16 protein-coding genes are annotated in these 17,301 nt (G+C 45.1%); 14 read left to right on the top strand and 2 right to left on the bottom strand.

Going from position 1 to position 17,301, the window contains the following annotated elements; genetic code table 11:
- Positions 1-10: 10 nt before the first annotated feature.
- On the bottom strand, positions 11-751 hold the full coding sequence (locus AC15IQ_RS03030) for an MBL fold metallo-hydrolase (RefSeq protein WP_483177226.1): 741 nt from the start codon (positions 749-751) through the stop codon (positions 11-13).
- Between the two features lie 135 nt (positions 752-886).
- Here AC15IQ_RS03030 and AC15IQ_RS03025 point away from each other — a divergent pair, with 135 nt between their 5' ends.
- Positions 887-1,132 (top strand): GNAT family N-acetyltransferase, encoded by a 246-nt coding sequence (locus AC15IQ_RS03025; protein ID WP_483177741.1) that lies wholly within the window; start codon positions 887-889, stop codon positions 1,130-1,132.
- A 75-nt stretch (positions 1,133-1,207) separates the two neighbouring features.
- Here AC15IQ_RS03025 and AC15IQ_RS03020 read toward each other — a convergent pair whose 3' ends face one another.
- Positions 1,208-1,357 (bottom strand): hypothetical protein, encoded by a 150-nt coding sequence (locus AC15IQ_RS03020; RefSeq protein WP_483177224.1) that lies wholly within the window; start codon positions 1,355-1,357, stop codon positions 1,208-1,210.
- Positions 1,358-1,585: 228 nt separating this feature from the next.
- Between AC15IQ_RS03020 and AC15IQ_RS03015 the strand changes: the two genes are divergently transcribed.
- The 13 genes from AC15IQ_RS03015 to AC15IQ_RS02955 all read left to right on the top strand — a co-directional run bounded on the left by AC15IQ_RS03015 (position 1,586) and on the right by AC15IQ_RS02955 (position 17,194).
- Positions 1,586-3,004, top strand: coding sequence for a hypothetical protein (locus AC15IQ_RS03015; protein ID WP_483177222.1), 1,419 nt, complete (start codon positions 1,586-1,588; stop codon positions 3,002-3,004).
- Positions 3,005-3,847, top strand: a complete 843-nt coding sequence (locus tag AC15IQ_RS03010; protein ID WP_483177220.1) for a hypothetical protein — start codon at positions 3,005-3,007, stop codon at positions 3,845-3,847.
- Positions 3,847-4,218 (top strand): TcpE family conjugal transfer membrane protein, encoded by a 372-nt coding sequence (locus AC15IQ_RS03005; protein WP_483177219.1) that lies wholly within the window; start codon positions 3,847-3,849, stop codon positions 4,216-4,218. The genes AC15IQ_RS03010 and AC15IQ_RS03005 overlap by 1 nt, the downstream gene beginning before the upstream one ends.
- A 245-nt stretch (positions 4,219-4,463) precedes the next feature.
- Complete coding sequence (locus AC15IQ_RS03000) at positions 4,464-6,758, top strand: ATP-binding protein (RefSeq protein WP_483177217.1); 2,295 nt, start codon at positions 4,464-4,466, stop codon at positions 6,756-6,758.
- 1 nt (position 6,759) lies between these two features.
- A complete protein-coding gene (locus tag AC15IQ_RS02995; RefSeq protein ID WP_483177216.1) occupies positions 6,760-8,931 on the top strand; it encodes a hypothetical protein in 2,172 nt (723 codons plus the stop codon).
- Between the two features lie 53 nt (positions 8,932-8,984).
- Positions 8,985-10,145 (top strand): peptidoglycan DD-metalloendopeptidase family protein, encoded by a 1,161-nt coding sequence (locus AC15IQ_RS02990; RefSeq protein WP_483177214.1) that lies wholly within the window; start codon positions 8,985-8,987, stop codon positions 10,143-10,145.
- A gap of 468 nt (positions 10,146-10,613) precedes the next feature.
- Positions 10,614-12,938 carry a diguanylate cyclase gene (locus AC15IQ_RS02985; RefSeq protein WP_483177213.1) on the top strand — a complete coding sequence of 775 codons (2,325 nt, stop codon included), beginning with the start codon at positions 10,614-10,616 and terminating at the stop codon, positions 12,936-12,938.
- Between the two features lie 22 nt (positions 12,939-12,960).
- Positions 12,961-13,290: a hypothetical protein gene (locus tag AC15IQ_RS02980; protein WP_483177212.1), complete on the top strand. Its 330-nt coding sequence runs from the start codon at positions 12,961-12,963 to the stop codon at positions 13,288-13,290.
- A gap of 48 nt (positions 13,291-13,338) precedes the next feature.
- The gene (locus AC15IQ_RS02975) at positions 13,339-13,944 is read left to right on the top strand and encodes a hypothetical protein (RefSeq protein ID WP_483177211.1); all 606 of its coding nucleotides are present in this window, start codon (positions 13,339-13,341) and stop codon (positions 13,942-13,944) included.
- An 84-nt stretch (positions 13,945-14,028) separates the two neighbouring features.
- Positions 14,029-14,847: a copper amine oxidase N-terminal domain-containing protein gene (locus AC15IQ_RS02970; protein WP_483177210.1), complete on the top strand. Its 819-nt coding sequence runs from the start codon at positions 14,029-14,031 to the stop codon at positions 14,845-14,847.
- A 9-nt stretch (positions 14,848-14,856) separates the two neighbouring features.
- Positions 14,857-16,287: a hypothetical protein gene (locus AC15IQ_RS02965; protein WP_483177209.1), complete on the top strand. Its 1,431-nt coding sequence runs from the start codon at positions 14,857-14,859 to the stop codon at positions 16,285-16,287.
- A gap of 143 nt (positions 16,288-16,430) precedes the next feature.
- The gene (locus tag AC15IQ_RS02960) at positions 16,431-16,823 is read left to right on the top strand and encodes a hypothetical protein (protein ID WP_483177208.1); all 393 of its coding nucleotides are present in this window, start codon (positions 16,431-16,433) and stop codon (positions 16,821-16,823) included.
- A 2-nt stretch (positions 16,824-16,825) separates the two neighbouring features.
- The gene (locus AC15IQ_RS02955) at positions 16,826-17,194 is read left to right on the top strand and encodes a hypothetical protein (RefSeq protein ID WP_483177206.1); all 369 of its coding nucleotides are present in this window, start codon (positions 16,826-16,828) and stop codon (positions 17,192-17,194) included.
- Positions 17,195-17,301 lie beyond the last annotated feature (107 nt).

Raw genomic sequence — 17,301 nt, 5'->3', positions numbered from 1 at the left:
TGTAATGCCGCTACATTTCAAATATGCTGCCATCCTCCGCATATTCAAATGCGCTGTTATCTAGATTTCTCAACATATCTTCACTCATATGGGTCAAAACGACTCTTTTTGACTGCAGGTTAGCAGCATTGGCCGCGATGGTTTTGTAATCCAGGTGGTATTTGACTGTTTTTAGGTAGAAGTAGGATTCGATAATAAGCAAATCCGCATGGGCGGCTAAAGGTAGCAGGTTTTCAGTCCAGCCGGTATCCCCGGTATAGGCAATAATTTTGTCTCCACATTCTAAGCGCAGGGCATGGTGCGGATCTTCTGGAGCATGAACAACCGACCAGGGAAGTACCTTTACATCTCCAAAATGATAGCGGGTGCCAATCTCCAATTCCATTATTTCAAGGCTAAAACTCGTTTTCAGCGTTGACGAGCCGGGGAAAGTCGCATCCATAAGACTATGGAGTTTTTCTGTAGTTCCTGACGGCCCGGCTATTATCAGAGGGCGTTTCCGCTTCTGGTTTAATTGGGCGTCAACAATGAAATATGGGACTCCTCCAAAATGATCTCCATGCAGGTTAGAGACAAGAATAAGCCCGATGTCATTTGGCCGAACTTGATACTGACTCAGCCCTACCATCGCAGTGGCTCCGCAGTCAATCAATATTTGGCAGCTATCTGTTTTCACATAAATGCAGCTTTGTAATCGAGTACCACTGCCAAACGCATCGCCACTTCCCAGGAATTGCAACTGTATATTCATTATGCAGTCTCCTCAATACTTAAGTTGGGTTATTTACATATTATACCATGAGCTTCGACTATTTTTAATCTTTGTTTCCTAACGGCCCGGTGCAGGGCGTCACTTTAAAATGATAGAATTATTATCAGTCGATAAATTCTGTATATATCTAAAGAATACTGGGGCAAAGGATTAGTTAGCGAAGCAGCAATGGCAATCATTTCTTTTGGTTTTGAAAGAATGAACTTGGTTCGTATTCAGGCAAGATGTTTTTTGGAAAACAAGGGCTCAGAGCGTGTAATGGAAAAGTTAGGTATGTCTTTTGAAGGTATAAGTAGAAAAGTAATGTATGTCAAAGGGCAACATAAGGACTTGAAGGTGTACTCAATATTAAAGTCTTAGATGTAATTTATTTAAATATTTCGAGACTGGTTCGTGCTGGAAGCCGGAAAGGTTGAAAACCCTGCTGTGATACTGCTACACGGCTCGTGCAGTAACAGTGCCGCATGGCTCGGTGATATACCGACTCTGGCAGATAAATTCCACGTATTTGCGGTGGATATACTCGGGGAAGCGGGCAACAGTGAGGAATACCGTTTGGATATTGATTCGGACCAATACCCGCAATGGCTGGCCGAGCTATTGGATTTGCTGAGCATCTTCTCCATATGTATTCCTGCCTTTCCGTTTCATTTTATATTCGGAAAGAGCAGAAGCACAATTTATTTTACACACTCGTCGCTATATAAATAGACTCGGGGCATCAAACACCTGCCGGTCAGCTTTTCGTTGACTTTCGCACCCTGTCTATAAAAGACCCGGCACATGCCGGGTTTTTTTATTGGAGGTGTTATAATGCAAAATCTTAAAGTCTTTATTCTAACCCTGTTGATGACGGTGATTTTAGTACAACCAATCTATGCGTCCAGTGGGTTTCAATCCAGCCAGGGCGCGGTGGTTGGCAAAGTCATCTGCCAGTCGGATATCACTGAACAGTATATTATCTACGGCAGACTGAGCATGGCGACATCAGACGGGTACAAAGTGTATCAGACTGGCAAGTTTTTTTACGTCCAACCAACCGACAGCGACAGTAAGTTTTACCTGCAACAGAGGATAGGCCAAGGGGTCAAAGCCTTCGGTACGCTTGAATTACTGAAAGGATCTTCAGAAATCCTTTATTCAAACACCATAACCGAATATAACCCCCAGGACGATTACGGGGTGATGGAACCCGCCTACGGAGAAGCCGGACCTCATAAATGGATAGGTTTTGGAGTAGCTCAAGATCAATACCGGGCAAACACCACAAAGTTAAACAAATCAACCGATGTCATTAACACTTTAGCAGACTTTGCCGACATCTTACCCAGAACTATCTGCACTGTTAATAATGAAACTTACTTCTGCGACCCCGCTACCAAGAAAAAATTTGAACTAAGCGAAGCTGTATCAGCCCTGACAGGTATTAAAACCGCCTTTACTCCAGATAACCCGGCTTACTTAGCCCCAATTCGTAACTTCTGGCAGGCGAACTTCAAGCAAGGCTACCAGATCGAACAGAGCCAAAAAGCCTACGCCCAAATGAATCGCGCCCACGGAGGTTTTGTTTACATCACCGGTTTATCTGGGAAAGCAAACAACCTATTGGAAGGTGTCCCAGCGATCAGGCCCGACATGGATAAATTTATGACTCTGGTCGAAACTCAGTCTCCGGTAGAATTCACCGACTGGGCCACACCAGCAGTATTCTACGGCAGGATATCCGGCACACCCAACAACGAAACCTATTTAGCAACCACCCCCAGGCCACAGCCGCTACTTGAAGGTGAAGAATACATCACCCCGTATTTCACCGGGCCTTATTTTTCTGAGGACAAGCCTGAATCTTTGGTAAAAGCCATCGAAACCACTCATGCAATATTTGAATCCTGGCCCATTGGTTGGCAGGGGCAGGGGACTCTCTATCCCGGTTTCACCCCGCAGCAGTATTCCCAATATGAAGGGCAAAACGTCTGGATGACCGGAACCAGAGTATTAGTATACGAAATCACCACCTGCACTACCAACGAAGACGGCGAAACAGAATGCTCCACCAGCATAAGCCATGTCCGGCGCGGAAATATGGAAGAAGGCATGTTTACGCATGGGGACAGCACCACCACAGTAACCCTGGTCGGTCACTACATCAGCCCAGACCACATCATCACTAAACATCAATACAACCACTTACTAAACTTGATCCGTGAGTTAATTTTCAAAGGGGGAATTTAGTTGCGTTCTAATATCATTCGGGGAGTGGTAGCATCCCTCCTTTGGGGGATGCTTATTCTATGCTTTTTTACCATGATCCGCGCCAATGGCCTTATGTCCACTAATCTTAAATTAATAAAAGACGGCGCAGTATCGCCTGTGCAAATTCAAACCGAAAGATTTGTAGCGGAAACCGCGCGCGGCTTCGTGTTCAATTGGGCTACTTATAACGGGGACCAGCAGGACTACCAAAACCGCCTCAAACCTTTCGGCAAGGGCGACAGTTACACATTAGGCAGTAATCAGAAATGCAACTCAGTAGAGGTATTAGAGGTATCCCAAGAAGAAGATTTATACCGGGTGAAACTAAAAGCCAACATCTCAAGAGTCACTACTATCCCTGATGACCAAGCACACCTGATGCCTAGAGAACTCGTTATCAAAAGGGAATCCCCACTGGCTACAGTATGGAAAAATACTCAAGAAACCGTAGAGGTGACTATTAAAGACCAGGCTATTATCGGTTACCCGGTGTTGGTCCCTAATACGAATCCAAACATGGCTGAAACCGTACTAGGCAACAACACCCCGCCCGAAGGCTTCGCTACCTTTGGTAAACAGATGATTGACCTGTACTTCAGAGGAGAAGACCTATCTAACTACACTGAAGAAGAAATCCCCTCTTTGGGGGGATATGTTCTTAAAAGCTGTGAACTAACCGGATACGAAGATGGTAAATCACTTTTTAAAATAACAATTACACAAGCCGGCGAACATCCAGCAGTAAAAGACATGGAACAATATATCTTTTTAGAAGCCCAAAAAACCAATAAGTGGCAATTAATTCGACTGGGGGCATACTGATGTACTCAAGCTACAAATCTTTATTTAAAATCCAGTGGAAAATCTACTCCATAGGTGATAAACCGCTACCTAGACCGATTCCGTTAGACATGATTGTTATGTTTGTTGTGCTGCTCCCATTGGGGGCATTACTAGCCAAACCAACCGCGCCAATACTAAATCAACCCTTTTGGGGCGTTGCTCTATTATTCACAGCCGCGCTTTCGTACCTGTTCAATAAATTTGATCCGCAAGGAAGGCCATTTATAGTTTTCTTGTTTGACTTTTTTAGGTACCTGATCGGCCCGCAGCATAGGGACTTTACATTCAGGGCTGCCCCAAAACGCCGGAAACTCAAATTATTCTGGGACACAATGAGCCTTTCAGACTAATTTGGTCTATATTATTGAACAATTTAGTAAAAAATGTTATAGTGTACCCAGGCTCGAATTACGGGCCGCAAAAATCTGGCGATATACGCTAGGAAAGAAACCCCGCTTTACGCGGGGTTTTTTAATGCCTATTTTTCTGAAATTCTGAAAAGGAGGAGAGTATCATAAATTTCCCAATTACAGCCTTTTACCAAAATATTATTTTTACCACTGGAAAAGCATTCGCTTTATATAAGCTCGACCCTATGCCGTATAATTTTTTCTCACTGGAGCGCAAGAAAGTAGCCGTTTCCACGATGGAAGAAATCTTAGGCACATTCCACGGCCAGGGGCAGATTTTATTGTTATGGAACGAACTTGAAATGAACGAAAACAGTTATCTCCACAGCAACAGCGTGAGCGAAGGCATTTTTGGAACAGAGATGATCAATCACACCAAGGCGGTGAACGAAGCCATTATCAGCGGAGCCAGGGTCCTGAAAAGGTACATCTTAATGGAACTACCCCTCAATGCTTCGGTGTCAACGGTGGCTGAATTCCTTCAGTATTCCAGGGACATCATCTTAAAAACCATGATGACCATGCGCCCTTTGTTGCCAGACTCTATAAAAGAACACGCCATATCGGCAGAGAAAGAACTGTTCGGCAGGCTGAGAAAATACTCTATTACGAGGGCCGCCTTTCAAGATTTAGATTTTATTATACGCAAGACATCGCAAAGATTAGGCCCGCTGCCGCCGCCCCTGCCCGACAAAAGAGAAACAATTTTCACCCCGGCGGCAATCGTAGCATTTACTGATGGGAATGTCATCAACGAATCAGTTAACTATTTGACAGTATCTGATAACATTAACAACTCGCACCTGCAAAGTTTTGTCCACTTTGTAGACTACCCGGAGAATATCAGTGAATACGGGCTTAACTTGTTCCAGAGCGACTTTTCATTTCCATTTGATACTGTGATACATTTTAACATTTTGCCCCCGCATACGGCCTTGCAGAAGACCGAGGCCAAAAGAAGATTATTATTGGGTCAGGCCCAGGAAGCACTGCAAGGTGGGGACGACATCGGTATTTCCGATGAAAAAGGACTCAGTGTAAGCCGCACACTGGCAGAAAAACTTGAAAGCGGCAAATCATTAGCCAGCATTTCTATCTGCATGGCAGTATCCCACATTGATTTAAGAGAACTAAACGCCCGGATAGCACAATTACAGTCCAGTTTTACCGCCAAGCACTTCCGGGTGGTGAGGCCGTCCTCAAAGCAGCTTGAATCGCTCATATCTTTTCTCCCCGGTTCAAGCCCTTCAGCTCCCACGGTTGAATGCGATCCGGGATTCATAGCCGCGCTGGGGCCGACATTCGCTTTTGAAACCGGTGACCCGAAGGGGTTCTTTTTGGGATGGTCGGGACACACCCCTATCTATTGGGAGCCAGGCCGCGCTGCCAGGGAATTAAACAAAACCAATGCAATGCTTATCTCCGGTTCCCTGGGCGGCGGGAAATCTGTATTGTCCAAGTCATTAGCGAACTTCACCCTTATGAACGGGGGATATGTTTTAGCGATAGACCCTAAAGAAGAATACTGGCCGTTTAAGCTTTTATACAAAGACCATGTTAATGTCGTAGATTTAAGCCCACGCGGGGGGATAGCGTTAAATCCTTTTATATTTTCTGATGTGGAAATAACCGCACAGTCGATAGCCCAAAACTTCTTAGTAATCGCTCTCAACGCAACCGGAAAAGAAGCCAGGCTTTTAGCAATTTCCCAGGCATTAGAAAGATTGTACTTACTCCCCCGGCAGGAAAGAAACATGAACAGGTTTATACGATGTTTAGAAGAAGTCTCCAGAGATAATCCCAATGCGGCCATTAAAGAAGAAGCCCAGCAAAGCGCATTCTTGTTGGAGTCAATGCAACGAACCGACATCGGCAGGATGGTATTTGGGAAAGAAAACATGAGGTTCTTTGGCGACAATGAACGCATGGTGGTGATCAACATCAAAGAAATCCCCCGGCCTTCCATAAACACCGACCCATCGAGATACACCGAAACCGAACGCCAGGGATTGGCCCTGATATTCTTAATCTCAGCCATCGCACGAGAAACCGCCTTCGGACTCCCCAGGAGCGCAGTAAAAATGCTGATTTTTGATGAAGCCTGGGTAATGGCCTCTATATCTGAAGGCGAACGCCTGCTGGATGAAATCATCCGCGTGGGGAGGTCCTACAACCTAATCCCGGTTTTAATATCCCAAAACATAACTGATCTAGAAAAGCCCGTCTTCGTCAACAACAGCAGCCAGGTGTTCTGCTTCAGGGCTTTATCAGCCGATGAAACCAGAGCAGGACTTCGGGTGTTGGGAGCTGATGAAGAAGCGGTTCCTCCTGAGACTTTCGCCAAGCTCCCGCCAGGGGTTTGTTTGTTCAGGGACAACGAGAACCGAATCGGGTGGCTACAGGTAGTGGTGAGGCCGCAATACCTGGTTGATGAAATATTCAACTCTAAACCCAACGCACTAATTCAGAAAGGAGTGTAGAATGCCGAAAAAACTAATTTCGATCATTCTTGCATTTACCATATTGCTCTCTTTGCCTTCGTTCGCATTAGCAGAGCGTAAATATATCGGTGATGAACCGCCTGACGACTATATAGTAGGTCGCCAGGGCAAAATCGAAGATGCGCTAACCGTGCAGGTTTCCACTCTGCCTATAATACTGGAGAGCTTCGATTCCGATGAATTTATCTGGTTAAGATACCCGGCCAACAATTATCAGTTCCGCACCGCACCTACGGTGGATCAGAACTTCTTTTCAAACAAGATGGAAGATGCAAGCACAGCAATTCAAGACTCAATGGCGAATATCTTCTTTTCTTTTAGTAAAGTCGCTGCTATGCTGGCAAACAACATAATCTTGTTAGTGTTCGACAATTTTCTTACTGACGGAATGTTCAAATCTATAGGGACAATAGTGGGCGCGTTAACCTCTTATGAAAACGGCGGATTATTCTCCCTTATGTTGCTGCTAATGATGATAATATTAGGCATTGCTATTATTCTCCACCTTGTAAGGGCGCAGCTAATGCGAGCTTTTTCATCGGTATTAGTTGCGGCATTATGTATTGCCTGCATCACCGCTTATTCTCTTAATGTAGATAAAATAGTCCCAGCAATAATGAACTTTACCAACCAAGCTACTGGGATGGCATTGATGGCTACGTCCTATATGAAAGACATTCCTGAAGACGAAGCGGTTGAGATCGACTCATTAGTAGGGGAGACTACCTTATTACAACAAGGCTTAATAGAAACTACTAACGCCATGTGGCACATTACAGTTGGTGCGCCTTGGGCCAACGGGATGTTCGGCAGCGGGGACCCGAATAACCTAAAACTCTTGCCGAGCGAGGTTGCAGCAATCAATAAAGATATTAATAAGACATTCTCCATTAAACTGCTAGGCTCAGACGGACTTATAAATGTTGATATGGACTGGGAGGCTTTATTCAAAAACAAAGGAATCCCAGAAGAATCTTATATGGACTCTGTTTGGCTGGCTAGTAGTAACGATGTGAGACAATCCATGCTACAGGCTATAACCGGGACGCAGGAACGATATGAGTCTGATAACACCGCAGTATTATATACTGTAGGCCAAGGAATGACATCATCAACGCTCCACATGGGAACAGCGATATTAACCTTAATCCCGGCGTTTTTATTCTTGCTGTTTTCAGTCTTTGTCGGCCTGCCGATTCTAGTGGCGCAGTTTATTTTACTGTTCTTATTAATTCTCTTGCCTTTTGCTTTATTGATGGGCGTGGCGGGAGAAAAAGGCATACAGACCACCATACTGTATTTAAAACACCTGTTAGGGGCTGCGGCCTCTAAAATCATCTACGGGTTTTACATGAGCTTTGTTTTATTATCTACAGTATCTTTAACCCAGGTGTCTTTTGTTCAAAACAACTTCATGTTGAGCGGTTTTCTCATCAGCGTTATATTGGGACTTGCGCTAATATTCAGAAAAAGGTTTTTTGAGGGAGTAATTGGGCTATTATCTTTTGAACCTCCCCATAATTACGGGGTTGATGCGAAGGGCCTTATAAAAGGATTCGTGGCCGGCAGGATAATCCAAAAAGCTAGAAAGAATAATAGGATTAATAGCACACAAACATCTTCCAATCCCAGCCCGACCTATCGCCAGCAAGATAAACAAGAAGGCTCCGCAAAAAGCTCTCAAGGCCCTCAGCTATCAAACAATCCACCCCCTCCAAAGCGGAATTTCAACAAGCCGCCCAAAACAACAGATGATTCATCCAGGACTCAGGGACCTCCAAAGAGAGATTTCAATGAACCGCCTGGGATTGTGACAGCCGATGATTCGTTTTGGAGAAGCGAAAACCAGGAACCCCCAAAGAGAGATTTCAACGAACCTCCTGGGATTGTGACAACCGATGATTCATTCTGGACACAGGAACCTCCAAAGAGAGATGTCAATGAACCCCCTGGAATTGTGACAGCAGATGATTCATTCTGGACCCAGGAACCTCCAAAGCGGGGTTTTAACGAACCACCTGGGGCAGCAGATGGTTCATTCAGGACAAATCCTCCTATCCCAAAATCATCACCGCCCCACCAAACGCCGGAACAAAAGAAGCCACCAACAAAAGAACCGCCGCCACCAACTAAAAATTCACCTGAGAGTTAAGCATTGACCACCCTTTTAATAGGGTGGTTTTTGTTAGGAAAGGAGGTAATCTGATGGCCGCGACAACAGTATTGGCAAAAGAATTTATTAAAAGAAAACTCCTCGATAAAGCATTAGATTCTAGCCCGGAAACTAAACTTCTTATTTCTACATTAATTGGAGCAATAATTCTATTCCCTCTCTTGGTGGTATTTACCGGATTTTTAGGTATTGTCGGTTTAGCAAGCACATTCACCAGCGATTTTGATAAATTAGCAGGCACACCCACAAGCTACGGGATGCAGATAACCGGAGAGTATTTTCCTATATATATGCAGGCCCAAGAGCGATATAATGTCTCCTGGGCTATCTTGGCCGCTATAGCGGAGAAGGAATCAACCAACGGCACTTACCCGTCAGGGATAGTCTCTCCTGCGGGCGCGGTAGGGTTTATGCAGTTTATGCCCGGCACATGGTCGGGCTGGGAAAACCCCAAAGGCTTTAAAAACTCAAGTGGTATTATTGCCGATATGTCGCCTTATAACAAAGACAACCTGCCGCCCCCTTATGTGGATTTGCCTTATGACACCGATCCTGAAAATATTGCTGAATATGGCGGTTATGGAACCGATGGCGATGGTGATGGATACGCGGACCCGTTTAATCCTGTTGATGCTATTTTCTCGGCAGCCAAAATGCTACAGGCCAATCTTAAAGATGGACATTATGATAACGCTTTAAGCATTTATTGCAACGGAGATAGAAATTATGTAATGGCTGTCGCAGCCCGAGCCGATGCTATGTGCGAATTTCAAATGCCGTCATCAGACGGATCATGGCCCTGTGACCCCCAGTGGCCTATTACTGCTGAGTTTGGGCGCACAGGCCCGTTATGGAAAAACGGACACACTGGATTAGACATCGCCTGTCCTGAAGACAGCCCCCTGTATGCAGTATTTGACGGAAAGGTAATCTTCGCTGGTCCAGCAGGCGAATACGGAGGATTAATAGTATTAGCCGATGGATACGGAACCATAGTGAGATATGCTCATCTGTCTACCTTGGGTGTTCGAGCCGGGGAATATATCAGCCAGGGGCAAGTAATAGGTCTTTCAGGCAATACAGGCAATAGCACCGGGCCTCATTTACATTTTGAGGTCGAGGTCAACGGCCAACTCTGCAACCCCGCGACATGGTTAAAAGCCCCAGGGATGCCGGGGAATATAAACTACTAAAAAGACGGAAAACACTTGCATTTCTATTTAAAGGTGGTATATTAATATTAAGAAATCGCCGAGGAATACAGCGGTTAAGCCCCAATAAAAAGATGTGCAAAACCCCCAAAAGCCCAATATAGCAACATTCTAGGCCCAGACGAAAGTCTGGGCCTTAAAGTCTTTAAAGGAGGAATTGTATGCAGTGTATTTTGTGTTTTTCCGAGACTTGGAATAATACCTGCCCGATCTGCGAACAGCGCAGACATCACAAAACCCTTACAGAAAACAGACACCAAAGACAACGCTATATTAAGAGGCGCGGTCGGATTATCACGGAGATTTGGAAAACCGCTCCGCCCCTTCCTGTCGGGCAACTCTCAAAATACAACCTGTCATGTAACTGTTGGTTGTGCAAATACGAGAAAAAAGCAAAAATCATCAAGCCAAAATACCGGACGCGCGTCCACCCACATAGGAGGGGAGATTTTGAAACTCATAGCGATAACATCACCTGCGACTGACGCAGGCAAGACATTCATAGCCGTAGGAATTGCAGAAGCCGCCACCCAGCAGAATCTAAAAACTCTTTTTGTTGACTTTGACAACCCCGTAGGAGATTCTCTAAGAGTCTTCGGGGTTTCCCCGCAGCATATCTACCCCACATTGGGAACATATAAAGACTTTCAATGGCAAGATTGTGTCAAGTCCGCCGCAGGAACATACATACTGCCCAAACCTAATATGCTGCACGAAACCATAGACGCAGCCGATTTACTTTCTTCAGCAACAGATTTCGATTTAGTTGTGGCTGACTTAGGGACTGATCATAAGCAACAACACTGGGAAACCATCATCAACCAAGCCGACCTTACTTTATTAGTATCCGATTGCGATGAGAAAGCCTTGGTAAGGCTGAGAGAATTCCTGAACTCCCGGCCAACTAACAAAGACTGGACTTTGGTTGTAAACTCACGCGAAAAGAAGAGCTACTACACCGAGTCCCAGATTGCACGGGAATTATCGGAGCAAACAAAAAACGTTTTTACTTTGCCATACTTCCCTGACGCGGAAAAGAAAATCCCAAAGACTCCTGATAGTTCATACATGGCAGAAATCCTTAGTTTAATGTTTGATGGGATCAAAATAGAAGATAAAATTAAACTTCAAGTCAAATTGCCGCAGCTCCCCCAGCTTAAAAAAGGGAGAAAAGCATTGTTTGGCGCAGGCGGGAAGAACCTCTTTGGGAAGTCCGGGCAGATGCGCGATGGGGAATTCATCAAACTTTCAAAAGACAGGATCAAAGATGGCGCGGCGGATGCCGACGGCATTATTATCTCAGCTTCCTGGGGGACAAAATTTATAAAGGACTTCCGGAGAGAGTATCCTCTTGTTCCGATGTTTGTACTGGGAGGGAGAACTGAACACCTGAAGGCTGGAGCCGACCGGTGTGTGAAAAAAATAAACTCCCAGGTAATATCCGAAGCTGTTAGTCTTTCAGAAAGAATGAAACACCTCTGGTCTAAAGTTGAAACCGACCCCCTGACCGGGTTATACACTAGAGATTTTTTAACCGCATGGATGAGGGAGAGGGAAAACCCCTACTCGGCAGTAATATTGGACATTGATAAATTTAAGGCCGTAAACGACACCTACGGACACCAGGCGGGAGATATGGTCTTGTCTTTACTAGGGGGCTTTTTAAAGCAAAACCTCCGTTTTGGCGATATTGCGTGTAGGTATGGCGGTGAAGAATTTGTTATTTGCCTGCCGGACACTACGATTCAAGAGGGCTATATCGTCATCGACCGCCTCCGCAAAAACTGGAGTTCAAGAAAAATCACACTAGAAGACGGCAGTATAATTTCCTGTACCTATTCCGCTGGCATAGCCGAATGGCCCCAGAGCCGGAACGTGCTAGCTGAAGCCGATAAAAGGCTTTACGAAGCTAAGAGCGAAGGCCGGAATAGGGTATGCGCCAGCACCGGGCCGAAAGTTCTACTTTTGGGCGACTTTATGTTAAACGACAACAGGATGCAGGCAACGAGCGATCCCAATGAGGCAATCGCGGCGATAAGTTCCCCTAATAATGTCAAATTCGCCCCCGGCCTTCCTTTGTATGTGATCCCGTCCGGGGCGGCAGATGACTGGGTGGCAAAGAAAATCAGACCCGATGCAGTATTCTGTGAGAATATTACTGAAGCGGTTAATCTGATTGTAAAGCCCAAGCTCGCTGTTCTTCCCGGCGCGAGAGGCAACGACCACGGCATGACCATACCGATTCACGGAGCTTTGTATGTCGTTTCTCCGTCGCGGCCTGCCCTTGCAGGAGAGATAGCCGCAGCATTATGTGAAGACAACACCGCGCTGGTATGCGCCTCTCCGGAGAGCATGGCGGCAGTATCGTTAGGAATCCCTCCTGAAAAGTTAGTGGTTTCAGATTGGAGATTTCCAGGAGGTCAGGCTCCCATAGAACACAACGGGGTTATGGTGTGGCCTATTGACCCCTATAAGTATGTCAACACATTATCTGATGCCAAAAACCTTGCAGATCAAATCAAGAGTCGTTTTTCATTGGTTATCATCGACTGTGCCTCGAGTTTAGATATGTGTTCTCGGGTAGCCAGAGATGAAGGCATATTAGTCTTAGCCCGCGAAGGGGATGCTTCCGACCAACTCACCCAACAGTGGTTAAAGACCTACGGCGGCCCCAATGTGGCAGTAGTAAACCCTTCGGAGGGTCCAGCATTAAAAAAAGCAAACAACGGATACATTATTGGCCGAACCAGCGAAGCATCGCAGAGGTTCGGTTAGAAACAAGAAAGGAGGAACAATCGTGGATGTAAACATTCAGTTAATTATTGTCGCGATATGCTTAGGCATAGGTTATCTGTATACCAAGCTGCCCATTAGAATAGTCGCCGTTGAATCACCGGAAGTAAGCCAGCCTCAACGCCAGTGGCCTCCGGGGACGGATAGAGTAGCAGATCATGGGAACGCGCTTCGGGTATTTCATGCCTACATGACCACCTATGTAGGAAAGACTGATTTGTTGGGAACCCTCGAACGGGAACAGTATTTCCAGGAATCCCTGCGGAACAATCCTAATTTAACTTGGGGAGAGTTAGCCATCACGGCGCAGAGAGAAGCTAAGCCCGTTAGTTAAAGAATATGGTAAAATTATCTCACACAGCCTTTATCAGGAGGTATTAACATGGACAACGAAACCAAAATATTGCAGATGCTTGAAATGATGCAATCCAACATAACCGGAATACAATCAGACCTAGGCACGATGCGTACTGACATAACTTCAATACAATCAGACATAGGCACGATGCGTACTGACATAACTTCGGTACAATCAGACATAGGCACGATGCGTTCTGACATGATATCGGTACAATCAGACATAGGCACGATGCGTTCTGACATGATATCGGTACAATCAGACATAGGTGCGATGCGTTCTGATATAACCTCGGTACAATCAGACATAGGTGCGATGCGTACTGACATGATATCGGCACAATCAGATATCATTTCAGTAAAAGATGGGCAAAAAAACCTAGAGCTTAGATTAGAAAACGAAGCTTTTGCTCCAATTCGCATTTTGTCAGAAAACGTAATAGAGCTAACTAACCGGCAGGCTTCTACCGATGAAAGCATAAAATTTCTAGCCAGCACCATGAATACGGTTGCCAACAAGATTGACGGTCATACTAAACGCCTGGAGCGAATCGAAGAAAAGATCGAATCCCACGACATACAAATCGAAGTATTAGATCGAACCAAAAGCAATAAACGCAAGGTTAAATAAAAGCCACAGGAAGTCTTGTGGGAGCAAACTTTAACCCCCCTCGCTGGAGGGTTTTTCTTTTAATACTACAAGGAGGAATTTTTCATGAAGAAAATAAAACTAATAGCACTGATGGCAATTTTATTGATGGCGATGGTATTGCCCGCAGGGGCAGCTCCCGATGTAACTGTGAAGATTGATGGGGCTGTATTATCATTCCCCGACCAGGGAGCCTACATCGACAGCAACAACCGTACCTTAGTACCCATGCGCGCACCTATGGAAGCCATGGGAGCAACCGTAGACTGGAACGATAACACCAGACAGGCTATCTTCGAGAAAGACGGAACCATTGCAGTATTCACTATCGGCAGTAAAACCTACACTGTAAACGGCGTAAACAAGACTATGGACACCCAGGCGATCATCACCGGAGACAGAACTTGCATCCCCATCCGGTTTGCGGCAGAAGCCATTGGCGCAAGAGTAGACTGGGATCCGAATACTTATACAGTGTTGATCTCGACTACTGGTGCAACCAATGGCGCAGCAAAAACTGTTGTTTTAGAGAAATCTAATGACCCGGCAAGAAGGGATTTTATTAAGGTTGGCGATTATGATCTTCGGATAAGCAATAACTACGATGACCCTACTATGTGGTTTGGTATGAGTGATGCGAGCTTTCCCCAAAAAGAAATCCGTGTAGTCTGCACCAGCCACCCCGAATGGAATAAAAACAATAGGTTAATGTGGGATGGAACTCACATGGTACAACCCGTAGACGTTTGGACCAAGAGTTATATGTTATTCCATGAGGGATATACCCCCGAACCCAAATCCGGAGACGTAGTGACTTTCGATGTTTACGGTAAAGTGAGCGGCCAGGAAACTCTCTTAGTGACCGTCACCAAGACCTTACCATAGGAGGTAGCCATGAAAAAAATACTTTCACTAGCTTTAATGCTAGTGTTTCTTTTTTCTGCCGTACCCGCTTATGCTGATGGTATCGGCAATGATGAAGTTAGTAATTATCCTGGGGTGGTTGACTATCGCAAGGCCCAAATTAGCACTGACCCCAACCTGGTACACCCATCAGCAGGTTTTTCGTTGCAGATTAAATCAGGGGAAACCCTGCTACCAACTGTTCTTGACTCAGCCGAGATAGGCAACGATCAGAGCCGCATTGTCCCCGAACAAGATTCCCCGGTGATCAATGCATCGATCGGGGATAAAATACTTATCAGCGACCTGAGCAGCCCAGGCAGCGGCAGTAGTTTAATTTATTACGACATTCAGTACCGTTTTACACCTCAGGGAGAAGACAGGCATAAGCACGAGATCAAATCTGCCATCGTAGGAGACTTTGGGAAAGTAAAGAACATTATCGAAAATCTGAACCTTGAAAAAGAAGGCACATACGAGATATTCCTCTGCGTAGCTGATAACGCGCCCTGCATAGAAGGTGCTACAAACTGGTCAACCAACGGCAACGTGAGGAGTATCAGCTACAACAATAAAAACTTCCCTAAAGGTGTTTTTTGGTATTTTACCGAAGCGGTGGTTGAAGTAGGAGGGGAAGCCCCCGATTTCTACCCCACCCCTGAAGGCTCTAACGAATACAAAGAAGAATACAAAAACCTTGCTAAGATTTACGAAGGCAAGGAAGGCGAACCGATTACATTCCCGGTTACTTTATATAACTGCGGCGCAAAAGCAATAACCGACTTTAAAGCAGTTTGGGAACGCGATGGGCAAGACCCTGTTACAGGCTGGAAGGGAACTAATTCCCCTTGGCAGACTGAACCGATCGAACTAGCCAAAGGCGAATCAAAGACATTTGATGTAACCGTAACCGTACCCGAACACCCCAGGAGATTATTCTTCAAGGCCAATATAGACGGACTTACCCCTGCCACAGAGATAAACCAGGACAACAACCTCATGGCGATAGGCATTATTCCAGACGGGATAGATGTAGGTATAAGAATGCCCCTCGATTTCAGCAAGACAGTCAAACCGGGGCAGAAAACTAACTTCACCATCACCGCCACGGTGCAAAAACATGACTTTTCCCCGTTGGCAGAAGTTGAAACCGTCCTCACTTATCCAGGTGGCAGCAAAACCGAACATACTACCCTATATAGAAACGAACAAGGCGAAAAGAGCTTCCAGTTTTACGACAGTAAATACAGTCTAGGCCCTGGGACATATAAATTCACCGGACAAGTAAATCTACTTAACGGGATAGATATAAACCCGTCTAATAACTACGGCGAAACCACTGTTACGATATACCAAGAGAAAGACTATCCCGCAGAGAAACTAAACCCCGACAGAGAAACAAGAGTAGACCTACGAGACTAAAATCCCCGCCCCAAGCCGGGGAATTTTAGTCTCCTTCACTGATAGTTGGCAAATAGGTATTTTTTTGTAGGCACCATATGTGTTATAATTGACACATAAAACAGCGCACATTATCATATAATAACTGAAGGGAAGGTTAGAAAGTGAGCGCGATTAGAGTGAACAAAAAGCCTACATCCAGCACCTTTAGATTCTTGAAAGAGAATGTTTTAAGCGTTACAGAATTAACCAGAACAAATAAACTATCTGAAATATTAAACCAGTATGCAGGGGAAGAAACCCCGGAAATCTATGTGATTCAAAACCATAAAAATCGTAACGCTATTGGGGTTCTTGTTGATTTAGAACATTATGAGCGTCTTCTAAAAATCCAAGAAGCCGTAGAGCGATCAACTGACGAAATTATGTACGAAATTGCCATAGAAAGAATCAACGAAAAAGCAGATATACCACTGAGCAAGGTGCTTGATAATAGCGATTTTGACTTTGATGATTTGGTGAAATCTCTGCCCAACACCAAACTAGACGAGGATTAATAATGGCAGATAAAATTGAACAGCTTAACAAGTTTCTGCTGGATCAATACCGAACCCAGGTTATGTTCTCCCCAAGTGCCGTTCAGGATTACAAGTCATTTACGTCTGGCAAAAGACAGGATATTCTGAAGTTAATTATTAAGCAAGCCGAAAAAGGAGCATTATTCAAACCAGATGGTAATGCCAATCGGTGCGAAGGCCAGCTACATGATTACGCCAAAATAAAAAGTAAAAACCTTAATCTGCGGATTATATATAAACCGGTTAAGTTAACAACCGGGATAATCCAGATGGATATTATAGCAATCGGTCCGAGGGATAATATGCAAGTTTATAAAAAGGCAATTCTGCGGCTTCACCCACCGGAATAAAAACCTTCCTAAGTCTCTGTGAACTACTCACGACTGAAGTCACGGGTGTTCTTCGCAAACTAATAAACCCTATTCCCCGCCCAAGCCGTGGGGAGTCATCACGCTCA

Source organism: Syntrophomonas sp. DTU019 (genome assembly GCA_913757435.1).
Lineage (GTDB): Bacteria > Bacillota > Syntrophomonadia > Syntrophomonadales > Syntrophomonadaceae > DTU019.
This window is presented reverse-complemented; position numbering and strand designations above follow the sequence as displayed.

Coding starts and splice junctions, on each gene's coding strand:
- AC15IQ_RS03030 (WP_483177226.1), bottom strand. CDS start 751: ATGAATATACAGTTGCAATTCCTGGGAAGTGGCGATGCGTTTGGCAGT.
- AC15IQ_RS03015 (WP_483177222.1), top strand. CDS start 1,586: ATGCAAAATCTTAAAGTCTTTATTCTAACCCTGTTGATGACGGTGATT.
- AC15IQ_RS03005 (WP_483177219.1), top strand. CDS start 3,847: ATGTACTCAAGCTACAAATCTTTATTTAAAATCCAGTGGAAAATCTAC.
- AC15IQ_RS03000 (WP_483177217.1), top strand. CDS start 4,464: ATGCCGTATAATTTTTTCTCACTGGAGCGCAAGAAAGTAGCCGTTTCC.
- AC15IQ_RS02995 (WP_483177216.1), top strand. CDS start 6,760: ATGCCGAAAAAACTAATTTCGATCATTCTTGCATTTACCATATTGCTC.
- AC15IQ_RS02990 (WP_483177214.1), top strand. CDS start 8,985: ATGGCCGCGACAACAGTATTGGCAAAAGAATTTATTAAAAGAAAACTC.
- AC15IQ_RS02975 (WP_483177211.1), top strand. CDS start 13,339: ATGGACAACGAAACCAAAATATTGCAGATGCTTGAAATGATGCAATCC.
- AC15IQ_RS02970 (WP_483177210.1), top strand. CDS start 14,029: ATGAAGAAAATAAAACTAATAGCACTGATGGCAATTTTATTGATGGCG.
- AC15IQ_RS02965 (WP_483177209.1), top strand. CDS start 14,857: ATGAAAAAAATACTTTCACTAGCTTTAATGCTAGTGTTTCTTTTTTCT.
- AC15IQ_RS02955 (WP_483177206.1), top strand. CDS start 16,826: ATGGCAGATAAAATTGAACAGCTTAACAAGTTTCTGCTGGATCAATAC.